Below are 25,543 nucleotides of genomic sequence, written 5' to 3'. Positions count from 1 at the left end.
CAGGCTCTCGCCTCGGGCTCGCGGGTGGCGGTGCAGGCGCTGCGGGGCCGTGGTGGGGTGGGCAAGACGCAGCTGGCGATCGAGTACGGTCACCGCTTCGCCGGGGAGTACGAGCTGGCCTGGTGGATCCGCTCCGAGGAACCCGCCCTGATCCCCGACCAGTTGGCCCAGCTTGCGGTCAAGACCGGGGCCGCGCAGGCCGACACCTCGCCGACGGAGGCGTTGGAGGCACTGGCGGAGGAGCTGCGCACGCGGGGGCGGTGGCTGCTGGTCTTCGACAACGCCGAAGACCCCGCCGCCCTGGCGCCTTACCTGCCCGGCGGCCATGGACACGTGCTGATCACTACCCGAAACCCCCACTGGCACAACCAGGCTGTGGCGGTTGAGGTGGACGCCTTCGCCCGCACCGAATCCCTCGCACTGCTTCAAGCCCGCGTCCCGGGCCTGGGCGAGGCCGATGCGGACCGGCTGGCGAAGGAGCTGGAAGGCCTGCCGCTGGCCCTGGTTCAGGCCGCCGCCCTCCTCGCCGACGGCCTCACCCTCCCCCAATACCTCGACCTGTTGAAGAAGCGCATCAGCGAGGTCCTCGACAAGGGCCGCCCCAACGGTTATCCGGTGTCCCTGGCCGCCCAGATCCGCCTCAGCACTGGCCACCTGGCAGACACCCAGCCCGCCGCGCTGACTCTGCTGCAGGCTTGCGCGCTGCTTGCACCCGAACCCTTCCCCCTGCACGCCTGCACCCGTCCTGTCACCGACCCGGCGCCGGCGCTGGCCGGGCTGCTGAGCAACCCGCTCGCAGCCCGCACGGCCCTGCGGGCCCTTGCCGGACAGGGCCTGGCCCGCATCCAGGACGGCACCGTCCAGCTGCACCGCCTCACCCAGGCCGTGATCCGCGACCAGCTCACCCCGCCCGAGCACGCGGCCGCGGTCCGGGCCGCCGAAACCCTCCTGACCGCCGCCTACCCCGGCGACGCAGCGGACCCGGCGACCTGGCCCGCCTGGCCCGCGCTGATCCCCCACCTCCTCACCCCCGATCCGGCCGACCTGACCACCGACGCCGGCCGGAACGCGGCGCGTGAGGCCTGCTGGTACCTCATGGACCGCGGCAACACCCCCACCGCCCTGCCCCGCCTGCAACACCTCCACCACACCTGGACACAGCAACTGGGCCCCGACCACGAGCACACCCTGTGGGCCGCCCACTGCCTCGCCCGCGCTTACAACGAGACCCAGAACCACACCCAAGCCCGGGCCCTGGACGAAGACACGCTGGAGCGTCGGCGGCGGGTGCTGGGCGAAGACAACCCCAACACCCTGACCGCCGCTACCCGCCTGGCCATCGACCTGGCAGCGTTGGGGGAGGTGGAGGCTGCCCGCGCCCTGGCGGAGGACACGCTGGGGCAGCAGCGGCGGGGGCTGGGCGAGGACAACCCCAACACCCTGATCAGCGCCTCCAACCTGGCCATCTGGCTGGCGGATTTGGGGGAGGTGGAGGCTGCCCGCGCCCTGGGTGAGGACACGCTGGACCGAATGCGGCGGGTGCTGGGCGAGGACCACCCCGACACCCTGCTCACCGCCTCCAACCTGGCCACCCGGCTGGCGATTTTGGGGGAGGCCGAGGCCGCGCGCGCCCTGGCCGAGGACACCCTGGAGCGGCAGCGGCGCGTGCGGGGCGAGGACCACCCCCACACTCTGCGCACCGAAAGCACCCTGAACTGGCTGCGCGGCGATGCCTGATTCCCAGCCGCTCGGCAGCCCGGTTCCAGACCGAAGGAGATGCTGTTGACTCACAGGTCCCGCCCGCGCGTGCACCTCCACCCCGGTGGACCTGCGTGGGAGGAGCGGCAGGTGAAGGCCAGCGCGGCGCCCAAGCTGACGAAGAAGCAGAGGCGGCGAAACAGGATCTGGCCAGGCACACGGCTGACCTGAAGGCTGCAATGTCCCGCCGCGACTGGCCGGCCGCCAGGAGGGCTAGGGCCGCTGCGTGGGATGAGGTGGACAGGCTCGCTGACAATCTGACTCGCGACGAGCGGCGTGCGCCGTGGAGGTACAGGAGATCTGTCAAGCCGGTGAGGAGGAAGCGCGTCAGACTCGGCGCCGTAGCTCTCCCGAGCCTTCGCTGGTCTGGGTCGGCCTGCTGACGCTGCCCGGATGCAGGCCCAGCGTAAGAAGGCGGCGGCTCAGGCGAACTTGCCCTCTCTCGGAAAGCGTCGCTGAGTTTCCATGTGGCGGGTGCGGTGTGTCGCCGTAGGCTGGCTCTGCTCGGGGCTTGCAGTGGAGGTTCGTCATGCCGCGCCCCGTCTGGTCCGGCGCGATCAGCTTCGGTCTGGTCACCATTCCGATCAAGGTGCTGTCGGCTACCGAGGACCGCAGCATCAGCTTCCGGCAGATCCATCTCGAGGACGGCGGCCGGATCCGCTACCGGAAGATCTGCGAGCTGGAGGACAAGCAGGTCGGCGACCACGAGATCATCAAGGGCTACGAGCTCGACCGCGACACCCTCGTCCCCGTGACGGACGAGGACCTCGAGGGCATGCCGCTGCCCACGGCCAAGGCCATCGAGATCAGCGCGTTCGTGCCGGCCGCCAGTATTGATCCGATCCAGATCGGCGCCTCCTACTACCTGTCCGCCGAGGGCGTCGCGGCAAAGCCGTACAAGCTGCTGCGCCAGGCCCTCGAACGCTCGAGCAAGGTCGCCGTGGCGAAGTTCGCCTGGCACGGCAGAGAGCGCCTCGGACTGCTACGGGTCAGAGGCGACGTCCTCGTCCTGCACGCCATGCGCTGGCCCGACGAGATCCGCTCACCCGATGAGCTCGCCCCGCCGCCGGTGGAACTCGGGGACGCGGAGGTCGACGAGGCGCTCGAGCTCATGGACGCCATGACCGAGGAGCACATGCCCGACTTCACCGATCAGTACCGTCAGGCGCTGGAGGAGGTCATCGAGGCGAAGGCGCACGGCGAGCAGCTGCCGAAGCCGGAGCGGGAGGGGCAGCCGGCCGGGCAGGTCGTCGACCTGATGGCCGCGCTCAACGAATCCGTCGCGAAGGCGCGCGCGGCCCGCGGCGAGGACGCCACCGTGCACGACATGCCGAAGAAGAAGGCGACGAAGAAAACCCCCGCCAAGAAGACCACGAAGAAGACCGCGGCGAAGAAGACCACCAGCAGGAAGCGCGCGGGCTAGTCCAGCACCCCCAGCTCGGTGGGAAGCCGGTGTTCGCTCCGCCCAAGTGCGACAAGGAGCGGGACGTCCCCCTGCCGATGTCGGTCGCGAACTCCCTGCGCGCGCACATGGACACGTACAAACCCGTAGAGGTGACGCTGCCCTGGAGGAAGCCGGACGGGCCGCCTGTGGCAGCACAGCTGCTGTTCACCAACACCGCGGACTGGGTGGTCTGGCGCAGCAACTTCAATCTCCAGGAGTGGAAGCCCGCCATCGCGGCGGCCGGCCTCATCCCGGAGCCGGAGGAGGGCATGCCGTACGAGTCCGCGCGCGAGCACGGGATGCACGCCCTGCGGCACTTCTACGCGTCCGTACTCCTGGACGCCGGCGAGAGCATCAAGGCCGTGTCCGAGTACCTCGGCCACTCCGACCCAGGACTGACACTGCGGGTATACGCGCACCTCATGCCGTCGTCCCGAGCGCGCACCAGAAAAGCCATCGACGACGCCTTCACACAACCCTGACGTCCTAGCACCGCGGACCATCGCACATCAAGCATCGGGCTTGCTCTGTTAGCAGCCTCGCGAAAGCAGAGCAAGCCTGGCCTGACGAACCGCTCACACTTGGAACTTCACGTCATTGAGTCGCTGCAAGGCCGCCTGCAGACCGAACGAAATCCCTGGGCGTGCGCCCATTCCTCTGATCGCCTGCTCGGCGAGTGTCGCCCACATGTCAAAGAACCCGTCAGGTGAATCGACCGCCGCTCCGGAGGAAGTAACTCGCGCACCAGACGGAAGAGACGCTGGCAGCGTTAGAGTCTTTTGCGCTACGGGACGCAGAGCCTCATCCGTCTTTCTGCGCGCCTCGTGAAGGGCACGGAGGTCCTCGCCAGCAGAAGCCAGAGTGTGGCGTTGTGCGCTTCTGGCATGGGCCGTCCATGCAAGGAGATCATCTGTGGGGCGCAAGTGAATCACCAACGGTGTCTTGCGGGTACGCGATGTGGCAATGATGTGGGCAACCGTCTCGGAGTCTCCCGTATCCGCTGCCCACACACGCATGCGTCCAAGATCGCTGCCTTCAACGTATGTGCGCGCAACTTCCAACCGATCGCGGTCCCGGAACCGGTCGTTGTAGTGATGATTGAGCCGTGAGAAGGCGCGAGAAGCAACGAAGGCAACGTGGCTGTAGTCGTAGTCGAAGGCATAGCCCAGGAAGCTTGCGACGTCAGCGGATCCCGCCCAGTGTCCTCCGACAACGGCGATAGACCGTGGTGCACCATGGAGGGGGTTACCAGATCCTCGACGTAGGGCAACGAACCGCGGGACGTTGATTGTCAGTGCCGTCGCACCTTCCTTCCAGCCCTCAGTAAACCCCGCCCCAAACCAAGCGAGTTCATCGTAAAGAGCCGCCTCGACACGCGTACGGGCGGACTCCGAAACTGGGCCGCCATGCAGCGGTCGAAGCACAACACGGTCCGCGTAGTGTCGTCGCCAGTCCCCGGTACCCAAGAAGACGGGACGCATGGAGACTTCGAAGTTGCCTTCCGAAAGGGCCGTGTTGGCGATGCGGGTTGCACCGGAGAGAGGATCGCCTGGCAGGCGCTTGGCGGAGTGCTCCATCCGCTCCGCCTGTTCCTCGATCTGATCGAGGTACGCCAATAGGTTCGATAGGCCTTCCAAGTAGCCGGCCAGAGCGAGTAGTCGCAACTTCGGGTAGTTCAGAGCCTCGGCTAGACGGGCTGTGTCATCCATGCTCGGCTTCACATGGCCACCGAGGATGTCCTGCACCTTAGCCTTGCTCATGTGGGCGGTGTCGGCGAGTTGCGCGCGAGTCATGGTTCCAGCCGCGGCACGGAGTTCCTGGCACCAGGGCTCGTCGAGGTGGCGCGCAGTCTTCTTCGATGCATCACTCATAGAGACATCGTGATGCTCTGTCAGCCCTGGTCACCAGGGCGATATCAGATACGCAGCACGCGGTACTGGCCGTGTGGTACGGGCAGGAGCTGGTCGTACCAGTGAAGCAGTACGGCGTGCGACCGGTACGGCACCCCCAGACTGACGGGATGACAAACGGGCCATACCTCGAACGCTGGAGTTATGGGGACTCCGGCTACTAAGGGGGGTGGAACCTCATCATGAAGGAAGAGTCGCGTCACAACAGGCGGCAAGAGACGGAAACGTCCATTCCGTGGCGCAAGGTGATCGCTGCGGCCGTCGTACGGCTGCTCACCGCCGTGGTCATCATTCTGCTGCATCACGAGGAGTAGGCCGCGCCTGCCGGGAGGGGCTCACGGGTCTCTCCCGGCACCTGCCTCGACAGGTCTCCAGCTTGGTGAGACCTAGCACGGCGGCGCAGGGAATGTGTGCGGAGAAGGACCACGGCACACAGACGGCCCGGACTGATCGAATACGCGCGCTCCTTGGGAAAATTCCCTGGTCAGGGGCGTCTGGCCATCTCCTGACATGAGTTCTCCGGGCTTGGGCATGGTGCTACCGGTGTCGCAGACAGAATCTGGTGACCTGCGGGCCTTGATGCTCACGGTGGTCGTCGTCGATCGTCACCGGTCGCTGTGGGGCATCCACGGGCGGCCCAGAAGGCCAGGCGTTCTCGCCGGCCAGGCGCCGAAGCCCGAGAAGGCCGCGGCGATGAAGACCAGCAGCAGGAAGAAGGAGGCGTCCTGACTCCCGAGCCTGGTCTCCGGGCGGCAGATCTCGCACGGCGTGACATCCGGCAGCGACAGCGCGATCAGCGCTTCCTCCCGGCTCAGCAGGCCCGTCGGATACTCGGCGGGACAGCTCAGGGACCGGGCCGGACTTGGCGGGACGTCTCTCGCTTGCAGGGGCTACGCGGCCACGTCGACATTCAGGGCGGGTATGGCGGCCGGCTTGGTGTCCGCCTTCAGCCGCATCCGCTCGTCGACGACCTTCTCCCGCTCCACACCCGCCCAGTACGGATGCGTGGTGACGGTGAGGGACAGCGCGACGCACTCCGCGCGCAGCCGGTCCACCGCCTCACGCTGCTCCCCGGTCCAGCCGGGGCTGTCCTGACGGCCACCAGTCACGACACCGGTGTGGGGATGCGCCTCCCCCTCCCAGCCGGGCATCGGCTCGACGGACCACGGCAGGGTCCGGCACAGCGCCGCCAGCTCCGACGACGCCTGATGGAGCCGGACCTGTGCCACACGAAGATCGTCCGGGAACGCTTTCTCAGCCATACCCAAAACCATACGCCTGTTCGATTTCATGTCGCGAGAGGCGCACCCGAGCACACGGGCGTCACGCATCACCGCGACGGGCCCGGCGCCATTCGGTGCCGGGGCCGCCGCGGATGCCTCGCCCCGACCGGTAGGACGGTCCCGCCGCGCGGAGCCGGCAACGGTGGCGCCCGGATCACTCGGTGCGGGACACGCTGCGGCCGTGGAAAATGAGACTCGGGTGCGGTCAGAGAGTGAGTACTCGGACGAGCAACACCACCAAGGTGCCTGCCGTGAACACCGACCCCAACACGGTGAACAGCCGGTCGACCGTCGCTACGTCCCAGCCCTCGATCGCAAACCGGCGCGGGTCTTCCGGATCGTATCGGACCGTGACAAAGGCCCCCACGCCGAAGACGCCTCCGACGGCACCGCGGCCGAACCTGGACGAGTACTCGCACTCGCGGCCGTCCCGGGTCGTCCAGGCTGCGACCGGGTGGTAGAACGTGGCGCCTTCGCTGCCTCGACTGACATCGTGGCGGACGATCCGGGCCTCTGCGGTGACACCTGTGCGGCGCAGCGCGCCGGCACGGCGGAGCCCGTACACGCCGAAGCCGAGGAAGGCCACACCGATCGTCAGCGGGATGAGCGAGAAGAGCCATTCACGTTCCATGCGTTGTGCGACGCGCACAAAGGGGTCTCGGTTGCGAATGGGGCGGCTGTGGCAGCCTGCCTGCCGCCACCGTTCCGCGTGCTCGGTGGCATCAGGGCCGACAAGGCTGGAGCCCACCTTGACGCCCCCCGGTCGTCACCAGGGCCGGACCCCGATCTAGAATCGAACTTGTGTCCGAAAAAATGGCTCGTCCTGAACGCCTGCGCAGCGTCCGCGAATGGCTGGTCCGGCGACTGCGCCGTACGGACGGGACCATCGCGGAGCGGGAACGGCAGGAGGTGGCCGCTGTCCGTGCCGCGCACACGCTGCCCCGTACGAGCAACTGCCGCATGGCCGGCCGGCACACGAGGCCCATGGCACGCGAGCAGGCCCGCCGTGCGATCGCCGAGGACGGCATGGCAGCCTGCCCGTACCACCGACCGGACACAGAGCTCGGTGCGCCGTGAACCGCGGACCATCGCAGCCTGAAGACCTGAGCGCTGCACCTATCGTCGTTCATCGCGCGGTGGGCCCCGGCGGCCGCCGCGTGACGATCCGCACCCAGATCGCCGGCCTGGCCCGCAGCGACGCCGATCTGGTCGAGTTTCTGCGACGGGCGGGCCTGCCGGACGCATGGGATCTGCTGGACGATCCGCGTTGGGTGAAGTGGCAGGGCGGCCGGTCGCACGAATACGACGCCGCGGGCTGAGACGCCGACGGACCGGAGCGGCCCGCCGGCCGTGGTGCCTCGCGGAACAGCTCACAGGAGGCCGCTACGGGCCGCCCACCAGATCACAGTCAGCCGCAGGCAGCAGGCTCCGGCGCCCGTCAGCCGGCCGGCAGGGAGATACCGAGCATCCGCGCGCCCGTCTCGGTACGGGGCCGATGCCGGCTGCCCGCGGCGAACACCACATACGTACCCGGCCCGTAGCGATCCTCCCCCTCGATCACTTCTCCGCTCAGCACGTAGTACCGCTCCTCTCCGGTGTGCACGTCGACCTCCGGCCACTCGGTGCCCGCGGCGAAGTCGATCAGCCAGCCGCGGGCGTGGTCGGTCGCCGGCAGCCTGCGGCGCACGATCCCAGGAACCACCTCCTGCGGCGCGACCTCGTCAACGTGGACGACGGTCATCAGTGCGTTCATCTCGGTGTCCTCGCTCATGCAGCCACTGTGGCTCGCATCGGGAATCCGAACGAGTGTCTGGAATGACATCTGCAGGTACTTTTCTGCCATGCCCCGTCATGAGGTGGTGGCGCTGCTCAACGAGCCGCAGTCGCCTTTCGAACTCGCCTGCGCCACCGAGGTCTTCGGCAGCATCCGGCCGGATCTGCCGGTCCACTACGACTTCCGGGTGTGCGCCCAGCAGCCAGGGCCGCTGCGGACCACCGCCGGGTACTCGATGCTCGTCGACGCCGGTCTGGAGGCCCTGCGGCGCGCGGACACGGTGATGGTCCCCGGCTGGCAGCCGCCCGGGGCACCTGTCCCGCCGGCCGTCCTCGACGCCCTGCGGGCCGCGCACCGGCGCGGATCACGGATCGCGTCCATCTGCACGGGCGCTTTCGTCCTCGCCCAGGCGGGACTGCTCGACGGCCGCCGGGCCACGACCCACTGGCGCCGGACCGCCCAACTCGCCGCTGCCTTCCCCCAGGTACAGGTCGATGCCGACGTGCTCTACATCGATCACGGTGATGTGGCCACCAGTGCCGGTAGCGGCGCCGGCATCGATCTGTGCCTGCATCTCGTACGCTCCGACCACGGCGCGGCATACGCCGCTCAGATCGCCCGGAGCATGGTGCTGCCGCCGCACCGGGAGGGCAGCCAGCTCCAGTACGTCGCACAGGCCGCCCCCGCCGGCACGGACGAGTCGCTGGCTCCGGTCCTGCAGTGGGTGCTCTCGCGGCTGGACGCAGAGCTGACCGTCAGCCGGCTCGCCGAACGCGCAGGCCTCTCGAACCGCACCTTCGCCCGCCGGTTCAACCGGCAACTCGGCACCAGCCCCGGGCAGTGGCTGCTCAACCAGCGCCTCGACGCGGCACGAACCCTGCTGGAACAGACCAGCCTTCCAGTGGAGGCGATCGCGAACCGAGTCGGGCTCTCCTCCGCGGTCAACCTCCGGCGCCGCTTCCGAGCCGCGTTCGGGACAACCCCCGGGGCCTACCGACGAATCTTCGGAGAAGCCCGGACCATGCACTCGACAAGGGGCGGTGGTCCTGCCGACTCCGAATACCGGTAAGCCCGTTGGGGGCCGCGAAGGCGGCAACGGGGGTGCCGGCGCGGCCGGCGCAGCCGAGGTGACCTGGGGGCCGTGACGCCGGGGGCGGGCGCCGCCGGTCGTTGCCGGTCGCGCCCAGCCCCCGTCACGGGATCCGTCACCCGGGTGGAGCCGCCTCCCGCCGCATGTTCACAGGGTTCACAGGCGGCATTTCATCGGCGGCCGGGACTGCCGGCAGCTGCGGGAGTACGGTCCGGGTACAGGTCGCGGTGGACGGCCTTCGCCACTCGCTCGATCGTGTCCATGCCGTAGTCCCACCCCACACCCGGTGACTCGCCGTCAGGGACCCTGTTGTTCTCGGTGAGGACCACGAGACCGTAGTCGTAGGCGCGCCCGGTGAACGCACCCATGCTGTTGACCTTCCAGTCCCCACGGTCCCAGGGGTCCTTGACCCTCTCGGAACGCTGAAGCCATCCGTTCTTGACTTGTACCGCAGCGCCCGAGGGGGCACCGGCAGGCGCTCCCCACCGTTGATCCTCCTGCACGTTGCGCATGAGGCCCAGGATGTAGGCGCGCTCTTCGGCATTCAGGACCGAGTTGTCCTCACCGGTGAGCAGCTCAAGCAATGTGGCCTGATCCCTCGCAGTGACCTGAGTCAGACCCATGAGACCTGCTTCGTCGAGGATGGTGTCCTCCATTCCGGCCTTGTCCAGAAATTCCTGGATGCTTTCGGTCCCAACGCTGTCCCACAGGGTGTACGTCGCATCGTTGTCCGAACTCACGATCATCTCCCTGGCCAGTTCCTGCTCATCCTCGGACAAGCGGTCGCTTCTGGCCAGGAGCAGAGCCCCCAATATGATCGGCTTGACTATGCTCGCGGAATCGTAGTGCTTGTCCGCGCCGTAGGCGCAGGAGGTATCAGTGGTTCGGTCATACAGCACCATCGAGGCTCGACTGGAGCGATTCGCCAGCGACCTTGCTATGTCTCGGGCCAGGGCATGTGCCAGTTCGGGCTTCGGGGACGCACATTCAATCAGCCCGCCCTTGAGCCGCTGAGATGTGCTTTCCATTTCCCCCGCCTCATGGGCTATGGGTTCCGCCGGGGAAGGTTCGACGATCCAGGAAGAGGTCGCAACGACAACGTAGGCGGCGACGAAAACTGTTCCTAAAGTCACCCTTGAGGTCGTCTTACTGAGCTTCAATTCGAACCCTTTCCGTTTTCCGGCACCACCCGTACGGACACTGCAACAGACCCGGCCCCCGATTTCATTCGAAGCGGGGTTCGACAGGTATCTTTCCGGCGTTCAGGCGCAATCCGGCACTTGCGGTCCGACATTACAAGCCGGGGATGGGCGGGGCCTGCCGGGCCAGCCAATAGGCCTAGGGTGAAAGGTGAGTCCTCCGAATGGACCCTCTTCGCTGGATATCGCGCCGCATCTGAGGTTCGGGACGACAGGGTTGAACAGCGCGCCGATTCCTCAGAGGGTCGGCGCAGCGCTACTCGGCCACCGAGCCGGACGCGGCGGTGGGCGGCCCGTCCTCGGAGTCCGCCGCGTCCGCGGCGCCGAGAACACCGAGGGCCACCAGGACGACCACGACGAGCACGAGGACGAGGGCCACGGAGCCAGGCGTGGGATATGGCCACAGGAACAGAACGAGCGCTCCGGCTGCGATCACGATGCCGGTGGTCAGGGGGCGGTGCGTGTGCAGCCAGCGCCCGACGCCGCCGGTGCGCAGCCCCTTCCGGGCGAGAGCGTGACCGGCAGCTCCGGTGCTCCGGCCCACGGCGGAGCGCACCACGCGGGCACCGCGGCCGGGTCCGTACAGATACCCCGCGACCGCGATGATCAGCATGGTGACGAGCACCGTGACCGCGGCCTGCTGGAGGAATCTCACCAGGGTGTCGTAGACGGTGGCCGCGGCGTTCTGCGTCTCGGCGTCCGGGGGGACGGCATCCAGAGCGACCACGCGCATGACGGCGAGCGAGACGAGCAGCAAGCACATCATGACGCCGATGGCTGTGCTCCCGGCGATCAGCGCCACCCGGGGTGACGGTGCCATCCACACGCCCAGGCCGGCGAGGACGACCACCGTCAACGGCAGCCAGCTGCCGAGGATGCCCAGCAGGCGGGCGGCGTCCTGGGCTTCGCTCAGCTTGTCGCTGCGCGCCAGCACGACCGACTGGTCGACCCCGGGGATGCTCTTCGCGGAGACGATCTTCGAACCGATCAGCTCTTCCTGCATCTCGTCGATCACGACGGCAACGTTCAGGACGATGGTGTCGCCCTTGGCCTCGACGGCTCCCCCTCCCTCACCGGTGAGGACGCTCGAGACGGCGGTGTGGGCACGCCGGTTCACGTCGTCCCATGCCGTGGCGAACTGCTCGCTGGTGACCACCTTCCGCACCACGTAGCTCACCGCCGTGGTCACCCCGCTCTTCAGCGGGCCGTCCAGCTTCCTGGCCGCGTCGACGACGAAGGCGGGCGCGTCACGGTCGGCCAGGACGTCGGCGATCTCGTCGCTGACCTTGCGTACATCGATCTCGGCGACGACCCGGTCGGTGACGCGGTCGATCACCAGATTCTGCACAGCGGCATCCCTGGCGAGAGGCGCGACGGTCTGCTCGTACCGGGCAGTGTCGGAGATCTCGGAGTCCACCCAGGTGGCGACCACGCTGAGCGGCGCCAGCAGGACGGCCAGCACCAGGAGCACGGACGTCCCGAAGAGCCGCAGGCGGCGATGCCGCATGCCCGCAGCATGGCGCAGGCGGTCGTATTCCGCCCGTTCGGCATCGTTCAAGGGTCCGCTCGGCATCTCGTGCCGGTGGGCCTCGGGGCCGGAGGCGGCGGACGGGTCCATGCGTGCTCCCCTCTGCGCGCTTGCCGCGCGCTGGCGGGGTGTTCGCCCTGCAGATGCTTCGGGAAGCCGCACGACCGGCCGGCCCCTCTCGATCCATCGTCAGCCCTCGGCGGCCGAAGCGCACCCTTCGCCCCGATCCGTCCCGGCACCGCCGTCACACGATTCCGCGACCGCGCACGCCGCCGGTCGGCGTGACGTGGGGTCGCGTCGCGCATCCGGACGTCAGCGGTCACGCTGAAAACGGGGACTCCGGCCGTCGGAAGGGTTCGTCTATGAAAGCCGTGGCCGATACCGCAGGGGGCCGGTGGCTGGCCGGTGCGCTCGACAACCCCGTCGTGGGGATGTCTCCGTGGATCATCTTCTCGGTCCTTGCCGGTCCCGGTCGCTTCGGGTTGGCGGTGGGGCTCGCGCTCGCGGTCTCGATCGTGCTGGTCGTCCTGGGGCGGATCCTGCATCCCGGCGAGTCGCTGAAGGTCCTCGAAGTCGCGGACGTGTTCTTCTTCGCGGTTCTGGCGATCGTCGGGGCGTTCGCCGACGAGGGCACCCACCACTGGCTGGAGCTGTACGCGGACGAGGTCACGAACATCGCTCTGGTGGTCATCGCGCTCGGCTCCATGGCCCTACGGATGCCCTTCACGTTGCAGTACGCCCGGGAGCGTGTCGACCGCGCCTTCTGGGACTCCCCCGTCTTCAAACGGGTCAACTACGTGATCACGGGGGTCTGGGCAGGTGCCTTCCTGGTGGCCGCTGTCGCGGGCGGCTACGGCGACCTCGTCCTGCACAACCCGAACAACATCTGGACCGAATGGATCATCCAGATCCTGGCGATCATCGCGGCTCTCAGCTTCACCGAGTGGTACCCCGACTACGCGCGGGCGAAGGCGCGCGGCAGCGAGCAGATCCCGTCCGTCAACGGGCTGCTGGTTCCCCTGGCCGGGATGCTCATCCCCGTGGGCATCGCCGTCCTGATCTTCGAGGACGCGGCCACCTGGCTCGGGATCGGGCTGATCGTCGTGGGCGTCCTCGCGGCAAAGATGCTGTCAGGCAACGCCGACAAGGAATCCGGCAAGCGCCCGGTCCAGTGACCCGGCCGAAGAACGCGGGAACCGGCGAGGGGCCCACCGGTCGGTGGGCCCCTCGCCGTACGACCGCAGGATGTCAGCCGGAGCCGACGAACACCACGAGCAGCAGCCACACCACCGGGGCGGTCGGCAGCAGAGAGTCCAGCCGGTCCATGATGCCGCCGTGGCCCGGCAGCAGCGTGCCCATGTCCTTGATACCGAGGTCCCGCTTGATCATCGACTCGCCCAGGTCGCCCAGGGTGGCAGTGACCGCGACGGCCAGACCCATGAGCAGGCCCTGCCACCAGGTGCCGCCGTCGATGAGGAACTGCATGCACAGCGCTCCGGCCACCATCGCGAACGCCACAGCGCCCAGCAGGCCTTCACGGGTCTTCCCGGGGCTGATGCGCGGAGCGAGCTTGTGCTTGCCGAAGCGCCACCCGACGGCATACGCACCGGTGTCGCTGACCACGGTGAGCAGCAGGAACGTCAGCACGCGCTCGGGCCCGTCGTCCGCGGTGAGCATCATCGCCACGAAGGTCGCCAGGAAGGGCACGTAGAACGCGGCGAAGACACCGGCCGTGACGTCCTTCAGGTAACCCTCGGGCGGCTCGGTCATGCGCCAGACCAGGACCGCGAGCGCGGTGAGCGCCATGGCGACCCAGGCGCCTTCCGGGCCGCGCACATAGCCGGCCACGACCATGGCCGCGCCGCCGACCGCGAGCGGCACCAGCGGCGCCTTGATCTGCTTGCGCTCCTCGAGCCGTGAGGTCAGCTCCCAGAGTCCGACGACCACGGCGACCGCTATCACGCCGACGAACACGGCCTTGACGAAGAAGAGCGAGGCGACGATCACCGCTCCCAACCCGACGCCGACCCCTATGGCCGCCCGCAGATCGCGCCCGGCGCGCTTCTTCTGCGGCGGCTGGGGCGCGGAGGCCGGGGGCGGGGTGTGCATGGGCTCCTGCGGCTTCTCGTCACGGAACAAAGGGCCGCTCAGCCGAGCGGCCCCCCGGTCGCGGTCGTCACGGGCGTCGCCGCCGTCATGGTCCTCGGCGTCTCTGCCTGCGTCGGGAAAGTCCGGCACGATGGGCATGGGCCGAGTCTGCTGTGCGTCATGCCCGGCGTATGCGGGACCCGCCGGTATGGACGCCTGCGCCTGGTCGGGCGGTGGCCACGCCCCGGCATATCCGGTGCTGTGCGGGGCCCCCGCCCCCCAGGAAGAGTCGTTCATCAGACCTCGAGCAGCTCGGCTTCCTTGTGCTTGAGCAGCTCGTCCACCTGCGTGACGTACTTCGCGGTGGTGTCGTCGAGCTCCTTCTCCGCGCGGCGGCCCTCGTCCTCACCGACCTCGCCGTCCTTGATCAGCTTGTCGATGGCTTCCTTGGCCTTGCGGCGCACGGAACGGATCGAGATCTTCGAGTCCTCGGCCTTGCCCTTGGCGACCTTGATGTACTCGCGGCGGCGCTCCTCGGTCAGCTCGGGGAACACCACCCGGATGATGTTGCCGTCGTTGCTCGGGTTGACGCCCAGGTCGGAGTCGCGGATCGCCTGCTCGATGTTGCGCAGCGCGCTCTTGTCGAACGGGGTCACCACGGCCATACGCGGCTCGGGCACCGAGAACGACGCCAGCTGGTTGATCGGCGTCAGGGCGCCGTAGTAGTCCGCCACGATCTTGTTGAACATCGCCGGGTGCGCACGCCCGGTGCGGATCGCGGCGAAGTCATCCTTGGCGACCAGGACGGCCTTCTCCATCTTCTCCTCGGCTTCGAGGAGGGTCTCTTCGATCACCACTTGCTCCTGCGTGTTGTGGAATAAGGCCCGGCGCACAATCTGGGCCGGCGGAACCTGTGTCGCGTCTTCCCTGCACGGTGTCCGACCGGCAGGACTTTGTCCATCCCTGGAGGAAGCCCCCGGGTCAGGCCCGGGTGTCCCGGTCGCTCACGAGCGTGCCGATCTTCTCACCCTTGACCGCCCGAGCGATATTGCCTTCGGTGAGGAGTTCGAAGACGAGGATCGGAAGAGCGTTGTCACGGCAGAGGGTGATCGCGGTGGCGTCCGCGACCTTCAGGTTGCGGGACAGCACCTCGCTGTACTCGAGAGCATCGAACTTCACCGCGTCGGGGTTGGTCTTGGGGTCGGAGTCGTAGACCCCGTCCACCCCGTTCTTGCCCATCAGCAGAGCCTCGGCGTCGATCTCCAGGGCTCGCTGGGCAGCGGTGGTGTCGGTGGAGAAGTACGGCATACCCATACCGGCACCGAAGATGACCACGCGGCCCTTCTCCAGATGCCGCACGGCACGCAGCGGGATGTACGGCTCCGCGACCTGGCCCATGGTGATGGCGGTCTGAACGCGGGAGTCGATGCCTTCCTTCTCCAGGAAGTCCTGGAGGGCGAGGCAGTTCATGACGGTGCCGAGCATGCCCATGTAGTCGGAGCGGGCCCGGTCCATGCCGCGCTGCTGGAGCTCGGCACCACGGAAGAAGTTGCCGCCGCCGATGACGACCGCGATCTCTGCGCCATCGCGCACGACCGCGGCGATCTCACGGGCGATGGCGTGTACGACGTCGGGGTCGACGCCCAGACCGGTGCCACCGGAGAAGGCTTCACCGGACAGCTTCAGCATGAAGCGGCCGGCCCTCTGCCCGGTGTGGTCGCGCTTGGCGTCGGCAGACTGATTGGCGTCCGCGCCCTTGTTCATGGAGATCTCCTCGTGCACATACGAAGAAGGCCATTGCCGGTGGGTGCTGGTTCCCTGTCGGCAATGGCCTCCTCGTCAGATCTGCGGTCGTCCGGCGCATGCGACCGGCGACTGCTGGCAACCCTGGCGGGCTCCCACGTCGATCGCGTTCCGGCTCAGATGCCGACCTTGATGCGGGTGAAGCGCTTCAGGGTGACACCGGCCTCGTCCAGGATCTGCTGGACGGACTTCTTGTTGTCGAGGGCGTACGGCTGGCCCAGGAGGGTGGCCTCCTTGAAGAAGCCGTTGACGCGACCCTCGACGATCTTCGGAAGGGCAGCCTCGGGCTTGCCCTCCTGGCGCGTGGTCTCCTCGGCGACGCGGCGCTCGGCCTCGACGACCTCGGCCGGGACGTCCTCGCGGGAGAGGTACTTCGGGGCGAAGGCGGCGATGTGCTGCGCGACGCCCTTGGCGATCTCGGCGTTCTCCTTGTCCAGCTCGACCAGGACACCGATCTGCGGCGGGAGGTCGGGCATGGTGCGGTGCATGTACGCGGCAACGTAGCCACCGGTGAACTGCGCGAAGCGGTCCAGGACGATCTTCTCGCCGAGGTTCGCGTTCGCCTCGTCGACGTACGCCTGGACGGTCTTGCCGGACTCGATCTCGGAGGCGAGCAGGGCCTCGAGGTCCGCCGGGTTGGTGGCCGCGACGTGGGCGGCGAGCGCGCCGGCGACGGACTGGAACTTGTCACCCTTGGCGACGAAGTCGGTCTCGCACTTCAGCTCGAGCAGAACGCCGGAGGTCTTGTCCTCGGAGATGAGGGAGACGACGGCACCGTTCTCGGCGGAACGGCCCTCGCGCTTGGCGACGCCCTTCTGGCCCTTGATGCGCAGCGCCTCGACGGCCTTGTCCACGTTGCCGTCGGCCTCGTCCAGGGCCTTCTTGCAGTCCATCATGCCGGCGCCGGTGAGCTCACGGAGCTTCTTGACGTCAGCGGCGGTGTAGTTCGCCATGTCCTTGAATCTCTCTCGGAATCGAAAGTCGAAGATCTACGGGTGAGCGGCGGGGGCCGGTGCTTGTGGCACCGCCCCCCGCCGTCAACTACCGAACTGTGCGGTCAGGCCTGCTCGGCGTCCGCGGCCGGCTGCTCGGCCTCGGCAGCCGGAGCCTCGGCAGCCGGAGCCTCGGCAGCCGGGGCCTCAGCGGCCGGAGCCTCAGCAGGCTTCTCGGCCTCGTCAGCCTTCTTCTCGCCCTCGAGCAGGTCGCGCTCCCACTCGGCGAGCGGCTCAGCGGCAGCCTTCTCGCCCGGCTTCGAGTCGCCGGTGGCGGCGCCGGAACGGGCGATGAGGCCCTCGGCGACGGCGTCGGCGATCACGCGGGTGAGCAGGGTGACGGAGCGGATCGCGTCGTCGTTGCCCGGGATCTTGTAGTCGACCTCGTCGGGGTCGCAGTTGGTGTCGAGGATCGCGACGACCGGGATGTGGAGCTTGCGCGCCTCACCGACGGCGATGTGCTCCTTCTTGGTGTCGACGATCCAGACGGCGCTCGGCACCTTCTGCATCTCGCGGATACCACCGAGGGTCTTCTCCAGCTTGGCCTTCTCGCGCGAGAGGACCAGGAGCTCCTTCTTGGTGAGACCGGAGGCGGCCACATCCTCGAAGTCGATCTGCTCGAGCTCCTTGAGGCGCTGCAGACGCTTGTAGACGGTGGAGAAGTTGGTGAGCATGCCGCCCAGCCAACGCTGGTTGACGTACGGCATACCAACGCGCGTCGCCTGCTCGGCGATGGCCTCCTGGGCCTGCTTCTTGGTGCCGACGAACATGATGGAGCCGCCGTGGGCGACGGTCTCCTTGACGAACTCGTAGGCGCGGTCGATGTACGACAGCGACTGGAGCAGGTCGATGATGTAGATGCCGTTGCGCTCGGTGAAGATGAAGCGCTTCATCTTCGGGTTCCAGCGACGGGTCTGGTGACCGAAGTGGACGCCGCTCTCCAGCAGCTCCCGCATCGTGACGACGGCCATGGCCGTATCTCCTTGGGTTTCTCGGTTATGTCCTGACGCCCCGACGCGCCGTGCCACAAGGGACCGAGGAGCGCGGCCACCGTGACCGTAAAGGGTTCGGTGGCGGGGCGTGCGAAGTCGACCCGGTGACCCGGATCGCCAGAAGAAGTGTACGGGACCCGGGCGGTGCCGGGTGACGGCGCTGTCCACAACCGGCCGGTTGTCCACAGTTCCGGACCATGATCGGCGCGGATCGGGCGCGCACGGGACCGTGGATGCCATGAACTGCAGACTTTCCGTTTCCTTGGGTGTGCGGGTGCTTGTCGTGCTGCTGGTCGCGGCGGTGGCTGCCGGGGCGGCTCCGGTCGGCGCCTCGGCCGGGGCTCGTGGCGGGGCCGGGGAACCCGGTCCGGCCCCCGGCGGGGCTCGCAGCTGGCCTCTGGGGCCTCCGCGTCCGGAGGTCGTGCGCGGGTGGGATCCTCCGGCCTCTCCCTACGGCAGGGGCCACCGCGGTGTGGACCTGGCGTCGGCGACAGGCGCGCCGGTGCGGGCCGCGGCGTCCGGACGGGTGTCCTTCGCGGGCCGGGTCGCGGGCCGTGGAGTGCTCACCATCAGCCTCACCGGTACGGGTGACCCGCCGTTGCGCACGACGTACGAACCCGTCGAGCCGCTGGTCGAGGAGGGCACGGAGGTCACCGCGGGCCAGGTCGTGGCTGCCGTTGCCCGGTCCTCCCACTGCACCACGGGCTGTCTGCACTGGGGGCTGCGGCGCGGCACGGAGTATCTGGACCCGCTGTCGCTGCTGCCGCCCTGGATGCTGCGCCGTGCGCCGTCCCGGCTGCTCCCCGTCTTCGGTGTACCCGTGCCGCCGGCGGCCGCAGTGCCCGCCGACGCCCTGCCGGCGCCGGCAGGGCGTGCCGTCGCCGGCACGGCAGGAGTTCTGCATCTTGCACTGCTGACGGCCGTCGCGGTCGTGGCGCATCGCGCCCAGCGCCGTAGCGGGTGCGGCCTCAGCCTCGTACGCCCCGCAGCGCCATGGCGACCGCGGCGTCGGCGACGGTAGCCGGATGCTCGGCGGCGCCGAGCTCGATCCGGCGGACGGCCGCGTCCACGACGCCCTGCAGGAGCATCGCCGCGAGCCTCGGCTGTTCGTGGCCCAGCTCCCCCAGGGCCTCGACGATCATGGCGATCAGCCCGCCGTGCGCGGCGCGGATCTTCTCCCGGGCCCGGTCGTCCAGCTCGCTCGCGGAGATGGCGACGACGGCCCGGTGCCTGCGGTCCCCGACCAGCTCCAGCTGGCGGCGTACATACGCCTCGACCTTGCCCTCTGCCGTGTCCGCACTGGCCATGGCGGCTTCGACCTCGGCCGCCCATACGGGGAAGTCCACTGCGCAGAGCTCTTCGACAACCGCTGCGCGCGACCGGAAGTACTCGTAGACGGACGACCTCGCGAGGCCGGTGCGCTCGGCAAGAGCGGGGAAGGTCAGCGCCTCCGTACCGCCTTCGGACAGAAGGGAGCGCGCAGCATCCAGCAGGGCGGTTCGCTGCATCGTCCGGTGCTCGGCCACGGAGGCCGCTCGAATCCTGGGCACGCCTCCACTGTACGGATGAGGCCGGGACGATTCAGCGTCAACGTCCTACGTCGGCCAGCTTCGCCCGCAGCTGCAGCACCGACTTGGTGTGGATCTGGCTGACCCGGCTCTCGGTCACTCCCAGCACATGGCCGATCTCGGCGAGGGTGAGGCCCTCGTAGTAGTAGAGCGTGACAACGGTCTTCTCCCGTTCGGGGAGTGTGTTGATGGCGCGGGCCAGCAGCCTGCGCAGCTCCCGGTCCTCGGCGACCTCGACGGGATTGTCCGCCGCGGTGTCCTCGAGTGTGTCCATCAGGCTGAGCCGGTCACCGCCCTCGCCGCCGACATGCAGCAGCTCCTCGAGCGCCACGACGTTCGCAAGCGACAACTGGCTGAAAACCGCGTGCAGTTCGTCGACGGTGATACCCATCTCCGCGGCAACCTCGCACTCCGACGGAGTCCGTCTGAGCTGCGCCTCGAGCGTGGCGTACGCCCGCTCCACGGCTCGGGCCTTCTGCCGTACGGAGCGCGGAATCCAGTCCAGGGCACGCAGTTCGTCGATCATCGCGCCACGGATACGGGTGATGGCGTAGGTCTCGAACTTGATCGAGCGCTCGATGTCGAATTTCTCGATGGCATCGATCAGCCCGAAGACTCCCGAGGAAACGAAGTCGGCCTGCTCGACGTTGGCCGGCAGCCCGACGCTGACCCGGCCCGCGACGTACTTCACCAGCGGTGAGTAGTGCAGGATCAACTGCTCCCGCAGCCGCTCGTCACCCGTGGCCTTGTACGACCGCCACAGCTCCTCGAGCGACGAGGGAGCTGGGGGCCGCACGGTGCCACGGGCAGCGGGTGGCGCTGCCGCGCGGTCAGACCCGGAGGTGTGCTGGGGCATGCGTTGCCTTGAGCCGTTCTGCTGTGAGCGGGTGACGGGTGCGGGTTGGGCCGTTCGGGCCGGAACCCGGTGAGCGTAGCGTGAGTGCGACGCCGCGGTGGCCGAAGAACGCGGGAACGAACCGGTGGTGGTATCCGCCCTCGTCCACACCTTCGAACGAGGGCCGACGCCTCGCGCGCCGGCCCTTCTGGCGTCGCAGACTGGACTCCGAAGGTCATCGGCCTCACTTTTTCACCCGAATGCTCCGGGTCAAGTACCGCCTCGCCGCGCGTTCGAACCGCGACTCGTCCGGGGCGTCAACCGCCATCCCTCATGCAACCGTTCGACGAACCCCAGTGAGTGCAGTTCGTACAGCCTGCCGAGCGTCTCGTCGGCCGTCGTGCCCGCACCCCGCGCCACCTCCGGCACGGCCATGGCGCCCCGGGCCGGCATTGCTTCAAGGACCCGTCTGCTGCGGAGATCCAGCAGGTCCCTGGGCAGTACGGGCCCCCGGCGTGCGGGTGCCAGATCGCCCATGCCGCCGACCAGTTCGATCACTTCGGCCGCGTCGGTGACCAGCACCCCCTCCCCGCGCAGCAGCTCGTGCACGCCTGCCGACAGCCCGCTGGTCACCGGGCCCGGAACGCCCATGGTGAAGCGCCCCAGCTGCTGAGCGCTGCGCGCGGTGACCAGCGAGCCGCTGCGGTACTCGGCCTCGACGACGACGGTGCCCCGGGTCAGCGCGGCGATCACGCGGTTGCGGAGGACGAACCTGCTCGGCGTGGGATGGTCGCCCGGCGGCAACTCGCCGACGATCAGGCCCTGTTCGGCGATGCGTCCGATCAGTTCGGTGTGACCGCGCGGATAGACGACGTCAACTCCGCAGGCGAGCACGGCGACCGTGGCCCCGCCCGCGCCGAGTGCGCCACGGTGCGCGGCGCCGTCGACCCCGTACGCACCACCCGACACGACCACCCAGCCGCGTTCTGCGAGCCCTGTGCCGAGGGCCGAGGCCATATGTGACCCGTACGGTGTACAAGCCCTGGCGCCGACCACGGCCACCGAACTCAACGCCCATTTCCGCAGGTCGGGTCGGCCTCGCAGCCACAGTCCGAGGGGCCGGGCATCTCCCAGGTCGTCGAGCTGGCTCGGCCACTCGGCATCGCCGGGCACGATGAACCGTCCTCCGAGCGCACGCACCGCGTCCAGATCCCGCTCCGGTATCACCCCCGCGGTCCGCGCCCGCAGCCCGCGCAGCCGTGTCTCCGTGACGCCGGGCAGTGCGCCTTTCCGGCAGTCCTGCGATGTCAGCAGCGCCAGCACGCCCTCCGCGCCGAACTCTCGCAGCCACCGTCCGCCGCGCTCGTCCCCCGGCTCCAGCACCCGCGTCAGCGCGGCCCGCGCCGCCCGCTCCCCCTCGCTCACCTCACCGGACACGATCCACCCCCGTGTGCCCCTGCCCTCCGCTCACAGCGCGGCCCCGATCTGGGCGGGGATCCCCCGGGCGATGCCGGTACGCAGCTCCAGGGCGAGCGCCACATCCTGGGCCTCGGGGCGGTCACGCCCGGCCAGGTCGGCGACCGTCCAGGCGACCCGCAGCACCCGGTCCAGACCTCGAGCGGTCAGCAGGCCCCGTTCCACGTCCCGCTCGGCCGCGGCCAGCGCGCCGGGGGCAGGCCCCCAGCGGGTACGCAGCTCATGGCCCGGCACCTCGCTGTTGACCGTCCACGGCGTGCCCTCCAGGCGGGTGGCCGCCCTTGCCCTGGCCTCCTGCACGCGGGCGGCGACCACCGCCGTCGACTCCCCGCGGCTGCCACCGCCCGCACCGCCCAGCAGATCGGACCGGCTCACCGGCTCGACCTCGATCCGCAGATCGACCCGGTCGAGCAGCGGCCCGGACAGCCTGGCCTGGTAGCGCCGGATCACCGCGGCCGGGCATTCACAGCCCGCCCCGTGCAGGGTGTGCCGTCCGCATGGACAGGGATTGGCGGCCAGCACCATCAGGAATCTCGCCGGCAGCCGCACCACGCCCGCGCTCCTGGCGATCACGACATGGCCCGACTCGAGCGGCTGGCGCAGCGCATCGAGCGCCTTGCCGGAGAACTCCGGCGCCTCGTCCAGAAAGAGCACTCCCCGATGGGCCAGCGAGACCGCCCCGGGTCTCGGCAGCCCGTTGCCTCCGCCCACCAGTGATTGCATGGTCGCCGAGTGATGGGGTGCGCAGTACGGCGCCCTGCGCACCAGCGGTTCACCCGGCGGCAGGATGCCCGCCACCGAGTGCACCGCCGTGACCTCCAGGGATTGCCGCCGGCTGAGAGGCGGCAGCACGGCCGGCAGCCGCTCGGCGAGCATCGTCTTGCCCGCACCGGGCGGACCGGACAGCAGCAGATGGTGTCCGCCCGCCGCGGCGACCTCCAGCCCGGTGCGCGCCCGGTGCTGCCCGGCGACATCCGCAAGATCGGGGGCGTCCGCCTGTTCCGCGGCCGGCCCCGCGCCGAGGCCCGCTCCCGGCACCAGCAGCCCCGCGAGCATCGCGTCGGGCCGGCCCTCCTCCACCGGCTCCTCGTCCGGCACCGGTTCGTCGGCCAGCACGGCGATGAGCTGGCGCAGGCTCCGAACGCCCAGGACCGAGATCCCCGGTACGAGGGACGCCTCCCCCGCTGTCCGCTCGGGGACGACCACCTGCCGGTACCCGGCTTCGGCCGCCGCGAGTACTGCGGGGAGCACCCCGCGCACCGGTCTGACCCGTCCGTCGAGTCCCAGCTCCCCGATCAGCACCAGATCCGCGATCCGGCTGGGGTCGATCCGCTCGGCCGCACCCAGCACTGCACAGGCCACGGCCAGGTCGAAACCGCTGCCGCCCTTGGGCACGGACGCCGGACTGAGCCCGACAGTGAGCTTCTTCTGCGGCCACTCCGCGCCGGAGTTGACCACCGCCGCCCGCACCCGGTCACGGCTCTCCACCAGGCTCTTGTCCGGCAGCCCCACGAGCGTGAACGCCGCCACTCCTGGTTCCAGGTCCGCCTGGACCTCGACCACCACGCCCTCGACCCCCACCAGGGCCACGGAGCATGCGCGTGCGAACCCCATCAGGCCACCCCCTTGGCATGCTCCACGAGGGCCGCGCCGCGCCTGGGCAGCACCACTCCCACCAGGTCGACGCGCACTCCGCCGTTCGGCGGTCCCCCGTGCCGCTCCAGCCAGCACGCGGCGAGCTGCCTGAGCCGCTGCGCCTTGGCCGGTGTGATCGCGGCCATCGGATGCTGGAACGATCCCGCCCGGCGGGTCTTGACCTCGCAGACGACCACCGTGTCGCCGTCCCGGGCCACGATGTCGATCTCGCCGACCCGCCCGCAGCGCCAGTTCCGCGCGAGCAGTGTCATACCGGTCCTGGTCAGCAGCCGTGCCGCCAGGTCCTCGCCGTACCGTCCCAGTGCCCCCGTCGCGTTCATTTCGGCACCACCTCCGGCACCGACTGTGACGCGTCCGAACCTCACTTGTGGATCTTGGTGGACAACCCTCCCGCTGTGGACAACCCCGTCACCCGTAAGAGGGATCAACAGCCCGGGCGCCGGAGACGGCAGCTCTCAGGCCGGCCACGGAGAGGCACGGGCCGGGCGGCCGGACGGCCGGCAGCAGCGGGGAATCAGCTGCTCGGAAGCTCGAGGTCGCTCTTGTTGAGCTCCTCGATGTTCACGTCCTTGAAGGTCAGCACACGGACCTGCTTGACGAATCTGGCCGGTCGGTACATGTCCCAGACCCAGGCGTCGGCCATGGAGACTTCGAAGAAGACCTCGCCCTGCACCGAGTGCACCTGCATCTCGTAGTCATTGGTGAGGTAGAAACGACGCTCGGTCTCGATCACGTATTTGAACAGCCCGACGACGTCGCGGTACTCCCGGTAGAGCTTCAGCTCCATCTCGGTCTCGTACTTCTCGAGGTCCTCGGCGCTCATGGCATGTTCCCCTTCAGCCTTGCGTCCCCCTATTGTGCTCCAGCCCCCGGCACCCCTAGACGATTTCGGGAGCCAGGATCACCGGCGTACTCGGAGGACCCTCGTCGAGCAGCGTACGCAGCAGTTCGGCGAGCCTGGTCGGGTACACCGTCTCACGCGCCGCCGACAGTTCGGCGGAGGTCCACCACCTCAGCCCGGCAACACTGCGCTGCTCCAGCTCGGTCAGCCCGCCGGGCGCGGTCACCGTCTGCGCGGTACGTCCCAGGAAGTACCACTCGTCCTGGTCCCAGCGGCGGCCGTCGAAGGGGAACGAGCAGTGCCGGCGCCACAGCACGGGCCCCAGCTCCACCTCTGTGATGCCGGTCTCCTCGGCCAGCTCGCGCAGGGCGGCCTCTTCACGGGTCTCGTCGCCCTCCAGACCACCGCCGGGAGTGAACCACCAGCTGTCGTCCGGATCGGCCGGCTCGTACCCGTGCAGCAGCAGAATGCGGTCGTGGGGGTCGAGCAGTACGACCCTCGACACCTTCCTCAGGCCGGCCCCGCCTTCGGCCCGCGCATTCTCAGCCGACACCGGCGAGGGCCTTCTCGCGCCGCCGTCCGCCGAACCTGCCGGCCAGCGGCCCGTACGCGGCGCCGCCCACGATCAGCACGGCTCCGGTCACCACCGCACCGACCATCAGTTTCACCGGCCCCGGCTGCGAGATCCCGCCCTCCAGCACAGCGAAGCCCTCGGGCCGGTCCAGCATGCCGCGGTTCAGCGGCCAGGCCACGGCGTCCAGCCTGGCGTCCACGGCCGAGCGCGGGACGGAACCCTGACCGGGGTCCTGCAGATGCTCCCGGGAGTCGATCGAGCCCTTGCGCGCGTCGCCGAGCATGAACAGCTGCCCCTCGGGCACATCGGCGTTGAACTTCTGCGCGGCGGGCCCGGAGTCGTGGAGGTACGGCTCGTCGATCTCCTTGCCGTTCACGGTCAGCCGACCGCCGTCGCCGCAGCAGGCGATCGTGTCACCGCCGACACCGACCACCCGCTTGACCATGGGCATGTCGCCCCACTGCTTGTCGCGGAACACGACGATGTCCCCGCGCCGGACCTCGGCGCCGTCTATCCGCTCCCCCAGCACCCGTTCCCCCACCTGCACGGTGGGGGACATCGAGTCGGTGGGCACGGTGTACGGCTGGTACACGAGGGCTCCCCAGACGAAGCCGCCGAGGAAGAGCACACAGCCGACGGCCACGGCCAGCCCCGACAGCACACTGCCGAGACGGCCGTGGCCGTCGTCGTTACGTCCGGTTCCGCTCATCCCAGCGCTCCTCTCCTCGGAGG

At 69.1% G+C, this 25,543-nt stretch carries 28 protein-coding genes and 2 pseudogenes; 10 read left to right on the top strand and 20 right to left on the bottom strand.

The window, feature by feature from the left end:
• The 3 genes and pseudogenes from fxsT to ABZ208_RS17315 all read left to right on the top strand — a co-directional run.
• On the top strand, positions 1–1,737 hold a 1,737-nt coding region (fxsT, locus tag ABZ208_RS17325; protein ID WP_356910301.1), incomplete at its 5' end, for an FxSxx-COOH system tetratricopeptide repeat protein.
• Positions 1,738–2,287: 550 nt separating this feature from the next.
• On the top strand, positions 2,288–3,181 hold the full coding sequence (locus tag ABZ208_RS17320; protein WP_356910300.1) for a Ku protein: 894 nt from the start codon (positions 2,288–2,290) through the stop codon (positions 3,179–3,181).
• A 20-nt stretch (positions 3,182–3,201) separates the two neighbouring features.
• Positions 3,202–3,684 (top strand): annotated as a pseudogene (locus ABZ208_RS17315) (tyrosine-type recombinase/integrase); the annotation flags it as partial.
• Between the two features lie 93 nt (positions 3,685–3,777).
• Here the strand turns inward: ABZ208_RS17315 and ABZ208_RS17310 are convergent.
• The gene (locus ABZ208_RS17310; RefSeq protein WP_356910299.1) at positions 3,778–5,073 is read right to left on the bottom strand and encodes a helix-turn-helix transcriptional regulator; all 1,296 of its coding nucleotides are present in this window, start codon (positions 5,071–5,073) and stop codon (positions 3,778–3,780) included.
• Positions 5,074–5,294: 221 nt separating this feature from the next.
• Between ABZ208_RS17310 and ABZ208_RS17305 the strand changes: the two genes are divergently transcribed.
• The gene (locus tag ABZ208_RS17305) at positions 5,295–5,426 is read left to right on the top strand and encodes a hypothetical protein (protein ID WP_356910298.1); all 132 of its coding nucleotides are present in this window, start codon (positions 5,295–5,297) and stop codon (positions 5,424–5,426) included.
• Positions 5,427–5,655: 229 nt separating this feature from the next.
• Positions 5,656–5,841 (top strand): hypothetical protein, encoded by a 186-nt coding sequence (locus ABZ208_RS17300; RefSeq protein ID WP_356910297.1) that lies wholly within the window; start codon positions 5,656–5,658, stop codon positions 5,839–5,841.
• A gap of 14 nt (positions 5,842–5,855) precedes the next feature.
• Here the strand turns inward: ABZ208_RS17300 and ABZ208_RS17295 are convergent.
• The 3 genes and pseudogenes from ABZ208_RS17295 to ABZ208_RS17285 form a co-directional block, all read right to left on the bottom strand.
• Positions 5,856–5,927, bottom strand: a pseudogene (locus tag ABZ208_RS17295) (DUF6233 domain-containing protein); the annotation flags it as partial.
• Between the two features lie 75 nt (positions 5,928–6,002).
• Positions 6,003–6,374 (bottom strand): hypothetical protein, encoded by a 372-nt coding sequence (locus ABZ208_RS17290; protein ID WP_356910296.1) that lies wholly within the window; start codon positions 6,372–6,374, stop codon positions 6,003–6,005.
• 226 nt (positions 6,375–6,600) lie between these two features.
• Complete coding sequence (locus tag ABZ208_RS17285) at positions 6,601–7,026, bottom strand: DUF3592 domain-containing protein (RefSeq protein WP_356910295.1); 426 nt, start codon at positions 7,024–7,026, stop codon at positions 6,601–6,603.
• Between the two features lie 170 nt (positions 7,027–7,196).
• On the opposite strand from ABZ208_RS17285, the gene ABZ208_RS17280 reads away from it, so the two are divergent.
• Positions 7,197–7,472 (top strand): DUF6233 domain-containing protein, encoded by a 276-nt coding sequence (locus tag ABZ208_RS17280; RefSeq protein WP_356910294.1) that lies wholly within the window; start codon positions 7,197–7,199, stop codon positions 7,470–7,472.
• Between the two features lie 26 nt (positions 7,473–7,498).
• On the top strand, positions 7,499–7,714 hold the full coding sequence (locus tag ABZ208_RS17275) for a hypothetical protein (RefSeq protein WP_356910308.1): 216 nt from the start codon (positions 7,499–7,501) through the stop codon (positions 7,712–7,714).
• Positions 7,715–7,833: 119 nt separating this feature from the next.
• Here the strand turns inward: ABZ208_RS17275 and ABZ208_RS17270 are convergent, their stop codons facing one another.
• On the bottom strand, positions 7,834–8,166 hold the full coding sequence (locus tag ABZ208_RS17270; RefSeq protein ID WP_356910293.1) for a cupin domain-containing protein: 333 nt from the start codon (positions 8,164–8,166) through the stop codon (positions 7,834–7,836).
• Positions 8,167–8,236: 70 nt separating this feature from the next.
• Between ABZ208_RS17270 and ABZ208_RS17265 the strand changes: the two genes are divergently transcribed.
• Positions 8,237–9,238 (top strand): helix-turn-helix domain-containing protein, encoded by a 1,002-nt coding sequence (locus ABZ208_RS17265; protein ID WP_356910292.1) that lies wholly within the window; start codon positions 8,237–8,239, stop codon positions 9,236–9,238.
• A gap of 191 nt (positions 9,239–9,429) precedes the next feature.
• Here the strand turns inward: ABZ208_RS17265 and ABZ208_RS17260 are convergent, their stop codons facing one another.
• Positions 9,430–10,419 carry a serine hydrolase gene (locus ABZ208_RS17260; RefSeq protein WP_356910291.1) on the bottom strand — a complete coding sequence of 330 codons (990 nt, stop codon included), beginning with the start codon at positions 10,417–10,419 and terminating at the stop codon, positions 9,430–9,432.
• A 295-nt stretch (positions 10,420–10,714) separates the two neighbouring features.
• Positions 10,715–12,076, bottom strand: a complete 1,362-nt coding sequence (locus ABZ208_RS17255; RefSeq protein WP_356910290.1) for a hypothetical protein — start codon at positions 12,074–12,076, stop codon at positions 10,715–10,717.
• Positions 12,077–12,348: 272 nt separating this feature from the next.
• Between ABZ208_RS17255 and ABZ208_RS17250 the strand changes: the two genes are divergently transcribed.
• On the top strand, positions 12,349–13,161 hold the full coding sequence (locus ABZ208_RS17250) for a hypothetical protein (protein WP_356910289.1): 813 nt from the start codon (positions 12,349–12,351) through the stop codon (positions 13,159–13,161).
• A gap of 73 nt (positions 13,162–13,234) precedes the next feature.
• On the opposite strand, the gene ABZ208_RS17245 is transcribed toward ABZ208_RS17250, so the two are convergent.
• From ABZ208_RS17245 to rpsB, 5 genes are all read right to left on the bottom strand, one after another.
• Positions 13,235–14,371, bottom strand: a complete 1,137-nt coding sequence (locus ABZ208_RS17245; RefSeq protein WP_356910288.1) for a phosphatidate cytidylyltransferase — start codon at positions 14,369–14,371, stop codon at positions 13,235–13,237.
• Positions 14,371–14,928, bottom strand: a complete 558-nt coding sequence (gene frr, locus ABZ208_RS17240; RefSeq protein ID WP_328395920.1) for a ribosome recycling factor — start codon at positions 14,926–14,928, stop codon at positions 14,371–14,373. Before frr ends, ABZ208_RS17245 begins: the two co-directional genes overlap by 1 nt.
• 127 nt (positions 14,929–15,055) lie before the next feature.
• A complete protein-coding gene (pyrH, locus tag ABZ208_RS17235) occupies positions 15,056–15,838 on the bottom strand; it encodes a UMP kinase (RefSeq protein WP_328395922.1) in 783 nt (260 codons plus the stop codon).
• Between the two features lie 155 nt (positions 15,839–15,993).
• On the bottom strand, positions 15,994–16,830 hold the full coding sequence (gene tsf, locus ABZ208_RS17230; RefSeq protein ID WP_356910287.1) for a translation elongation factor Ts: 837 nt from the start codon (positions 16,828–16,830) through the stop codon (positions 15,994–15,996).
• Between the two features lie 104 nt (positions 16,831–16,934).
• Positions 16,935–17,840, bottom strand: coding sequence for a 30S ribosomal protein S2 (gene rpsB / locus ABZ208_RS17225; RefSeq protein ID WP_328395926.1), 906 nt, complete (start codon positions 17,838–17,840; stop codon positions 16,935–16,937).
• 259 nt (positions 17,841–18,099) lie between these two features.
• Here rpsB and ABZ208_RS17220 point away from each other — a divergent pair, with 259 nt between their 5' ends.
• Positions 18,100–18,882 carry a M23 family metallopeptidase gene (locus tag ABZ208_RS17220; protein ID WP_356910286.1) on the top strand — a complete coding sequence of 261 codons (783 nt, stop codon included), beginning with the start codon at positions 18,100–18,102 and terminating at the stop codon, positions 18,880–18,882.
• Here ABZ208_RS17220 and ABZ208_RS17215 read toward each other — a convergent pair.
• The 8 genes from ABZ208_RS17215 to lepB all read right to left on the bottom strand — a co-directional run bounded on the left by ABZ208_RS17215 (position 18,830) and on the right by lepB (position 25,520).
• Positions 18,830–19,387, bottom strand: a complete 558-nt coding sequence (locus tag ABZ208_RS17215; RefSeq protein ID WP_356910307.1) for a helix-turn-helix domain-containing protein — start codon at positions 19,385–19,387, stop codon at positions 18,830–18,832. The two genes, ABZ208_RS17220 and ABZ208_RS17215, sit on opposite strands and share 53 nt — an antisense overlap.
• 61 nt (positions 19,388–19,448) lie before the next feature.
• Positions 19,449–20,285, bottom strand: a complete 837-nt coding sequence (whiG, locus tag ABZ208_RS17210; RefSeq protein ID WP_356910285.1) for an RNA polymerase sigma factor WhiG — start codon at positions 20,283–20,285, stop codon at positions 19,449–19,451.
• A 249-nt stretch (positions 20,286–20,534) separates the two neighbouring features.
• Positions 20,535–21,701 carry a DNA-processing protein DprA gene (gene dprA / locus ABZ208_RS17205; RefSeq protein ID WP_356910284.1) on the bottom strand — a complete coding sequence of 389 codons (1,167 nt, stop codon included), beginning with the start codon at positions 21,699–21,701 and terminating at the stop codon, positions 20,535–20,537.
• Between the two features lie 30 nt (positions 21,702–21,731).
• Entirely contained in the window at positions 21,732–23,354 is a 1,623-nt protein-coding gene (locus ABZ208_RS17200) for a YifB family Mg chelatase-like AAA ATPase (protein WP_356910283.1), read from the bottom strand.
• On the bottom strand, positions 23,354–23,716 hold the full coding sequence (locus tag ABZ208_RS17195; RefSeq protein WP_356910282.1) for a YraN family protein: 363 nt from the start codon (positions 23,714–23,716) through the stop codon (positions 23,354–23,356). The genes ABZ208_RS17200 and ABZ208_RS17195 overlap by 1 nt, the downstream gene beginning before the upstream one ends.
• 194 nt (positions 23,717–23,910) lie before the next feature.
• On the bottom strand, positions 23,911–24,219 hold the full coding sequence (locus tag ABZ208_RS17190; protein ID WP_055510545.1) for a DUF2469 domain-containing protein: 309 nt from the start codon (positions 24,217–24,219) through the stop codon (positions 23,911–23,913).
• 55 nt (positions 24,220–24,274) lie between these two features.
• Positions 24,275–24,790 carry an NUDIX hydrolase gene (locus ABZ208_RS17185; RefSeq protein ID WP_356910281.1) on the bottom strand — a complete coding sequence of 172 codons (516 nt, stop codon included), beginning with the start codon at positions 24,788–24,790 and terminating at the stop codon, positions 24,275–24,277.
• On the bottom strand, positions 24,780–25,520 hold the full coding sequence (lepB, locus tag ABZ208_RS17180; protein ID WP_356910280.1) for a signal peptidase I: 741 nt from the start codon (positions 25,518–25,520) through the stop codon (positions 24,780–24,782). The genes ABZ208_RS17185 and lepB overlap by 11 nt, the downstream gene beginning before the upstream one ends.
• Positions 25,521–25,543 lie beyond the last annotated feature (23 nt).

The sequence above is a fragment of the Streptomyces sp. NPDC006208 genome (assembly GCF_040613775.1).
Classification (GTDB): domain Bacteria; phylum Actinomycetota; class Actinomycetes; order Streptomycetales; family Streptomycetaceae; genus Streptomyces.
This window is presented reverse-complemented; position numbering and strand designations above follow the sequence as displayed.

Coding starts and splice junctions, on each gene's coding strand:
- ABZ208_RS17320 (WP_356910300.1), top strand. CDS start 2,288: ATGCCGCGCCCCGTCTGGTCCGGCGCGATCAGCTTCGGTCTGGTCACC.
- ABZ208_RS17310 (WP_356910299.1), bottom strand. CDS start 5,073: ATGAGTGATGCATCGAAGAAGACTGCGCGCCACCTCGACGAGCCCTGG.
- ABZ208_RS17305 (WP_356910298.1), top strand. CDS start 5,295: ATGAAGGAAGAGTCGCGTCACAACAGGCGGCAAGAGACGGAAACGTCC.
- ABZ208_RS17290 (WP_356910296.1), bottom strand. CDS start 6,374: ATGGCTGAGAAAGCGTTCCCGGACGATCTTCGTGTGGCACAGGTCCGG.
- ABZ208_RS17285 (WP_356910295.1), bottom strand. CDS start 7,026: ATGGAACGTGAATGGCTCTTCTCGCTCATCCCGCTGACGATCGGTGTG.
- ABZ208_RS17270 (WP_356910293.1), bottom strand. CDS start 8,166: ATGAGCGAGGACACCGAGATGAACGCACTGATGACCGTCGTCCACGTT.
- ABZ208_RS17265 (WP_356910292.1), top strand. CDS start 8,237: ATGCCCCGTCATGAGGTGGTGGCGCTGCTCAACGAGCCGCAGTCGCCT.
- ABZ208_RS17255 (WP_356910290.1), bottom strand. CDS start 12,076: ATGGACCCGTCCGCCGCCTCCGGCCCCGAGGCCCACCGGCACGAGATG.
- ABZ208_RS17250 (WP_356910289.1), top strand. CDS start 12,349: ATGAAAGCCGTGGCCGATACCGCAGGGGGCCGGTGGCTGGCCGGTGCG.
- ABZ208_RS17245 (WP_356910288.1), bottom strand. CDS start 14,371: ATGAACGACTCTTCCTGGGGGGCGGGGGCCCCGCACAGCACCGGATAT.
- pyrH (WP_328395922.1), bottom strand. CDS start 15,838: ATGAACAAGGGCGCGGACGCCAATCAGTCTGCCGACGCCAAGCGCGAC.
- tsf (WP_356910287.1), bottom strand. CDS start 16,830: ATGGCGAACTACACCGCCGCTGACGTCAAGAAGCTCCGTGAGCTCACC.
- rpsB (WP_328395926.1), bottom strand. CDS start 17,840: ATGGCCGTCGTCACGATGCGGGAGCTGCTGGAGAGCGGCGTCCACTTC.
- ABZ208_RS17220 (WP_356910286.1), top strand. CDS start 18,100: ATGAACTGCAGACTTTCCGTTTCCTTGGGTGTGCGGGTGCTTGTCGTG.
- whiG (WP_356910285.1), bottom strand. CDS start 20,285: ATGCCCCAGCACACCTCCGGGTCTGACCGCGCGGCAGCGCCACCCGCT.
- ABZ208_RS17200 (WP_356910283.1), bottom strand. CDS start 23,354: ATGGGGTTCGCACGCGCATGCTCCGTGGCCCTGGTGGGGGTCGAGGGC.
- ABZ208_RS17195 (WP_356910282.1), bottom strand. CDS start 23,716: ATGAACGCGACGGGGGCACTGGGACGGTACGGCGAGGACCTGGCGGCA.
- ABZ208_RS17190 (WP_055510545.1), bottom strand. CDS start 24,219: ATGAGCGCCGAGGACCTCGAGAAGTACGAGACCGAGATGGAGCTGAAG.
- lepB (WP_356910280.1), bottom strand. CDS start 25,520: ATGAGCGGAACCGGACGTAACGACGACGGCCACGGCCGTCTCGGCAGT.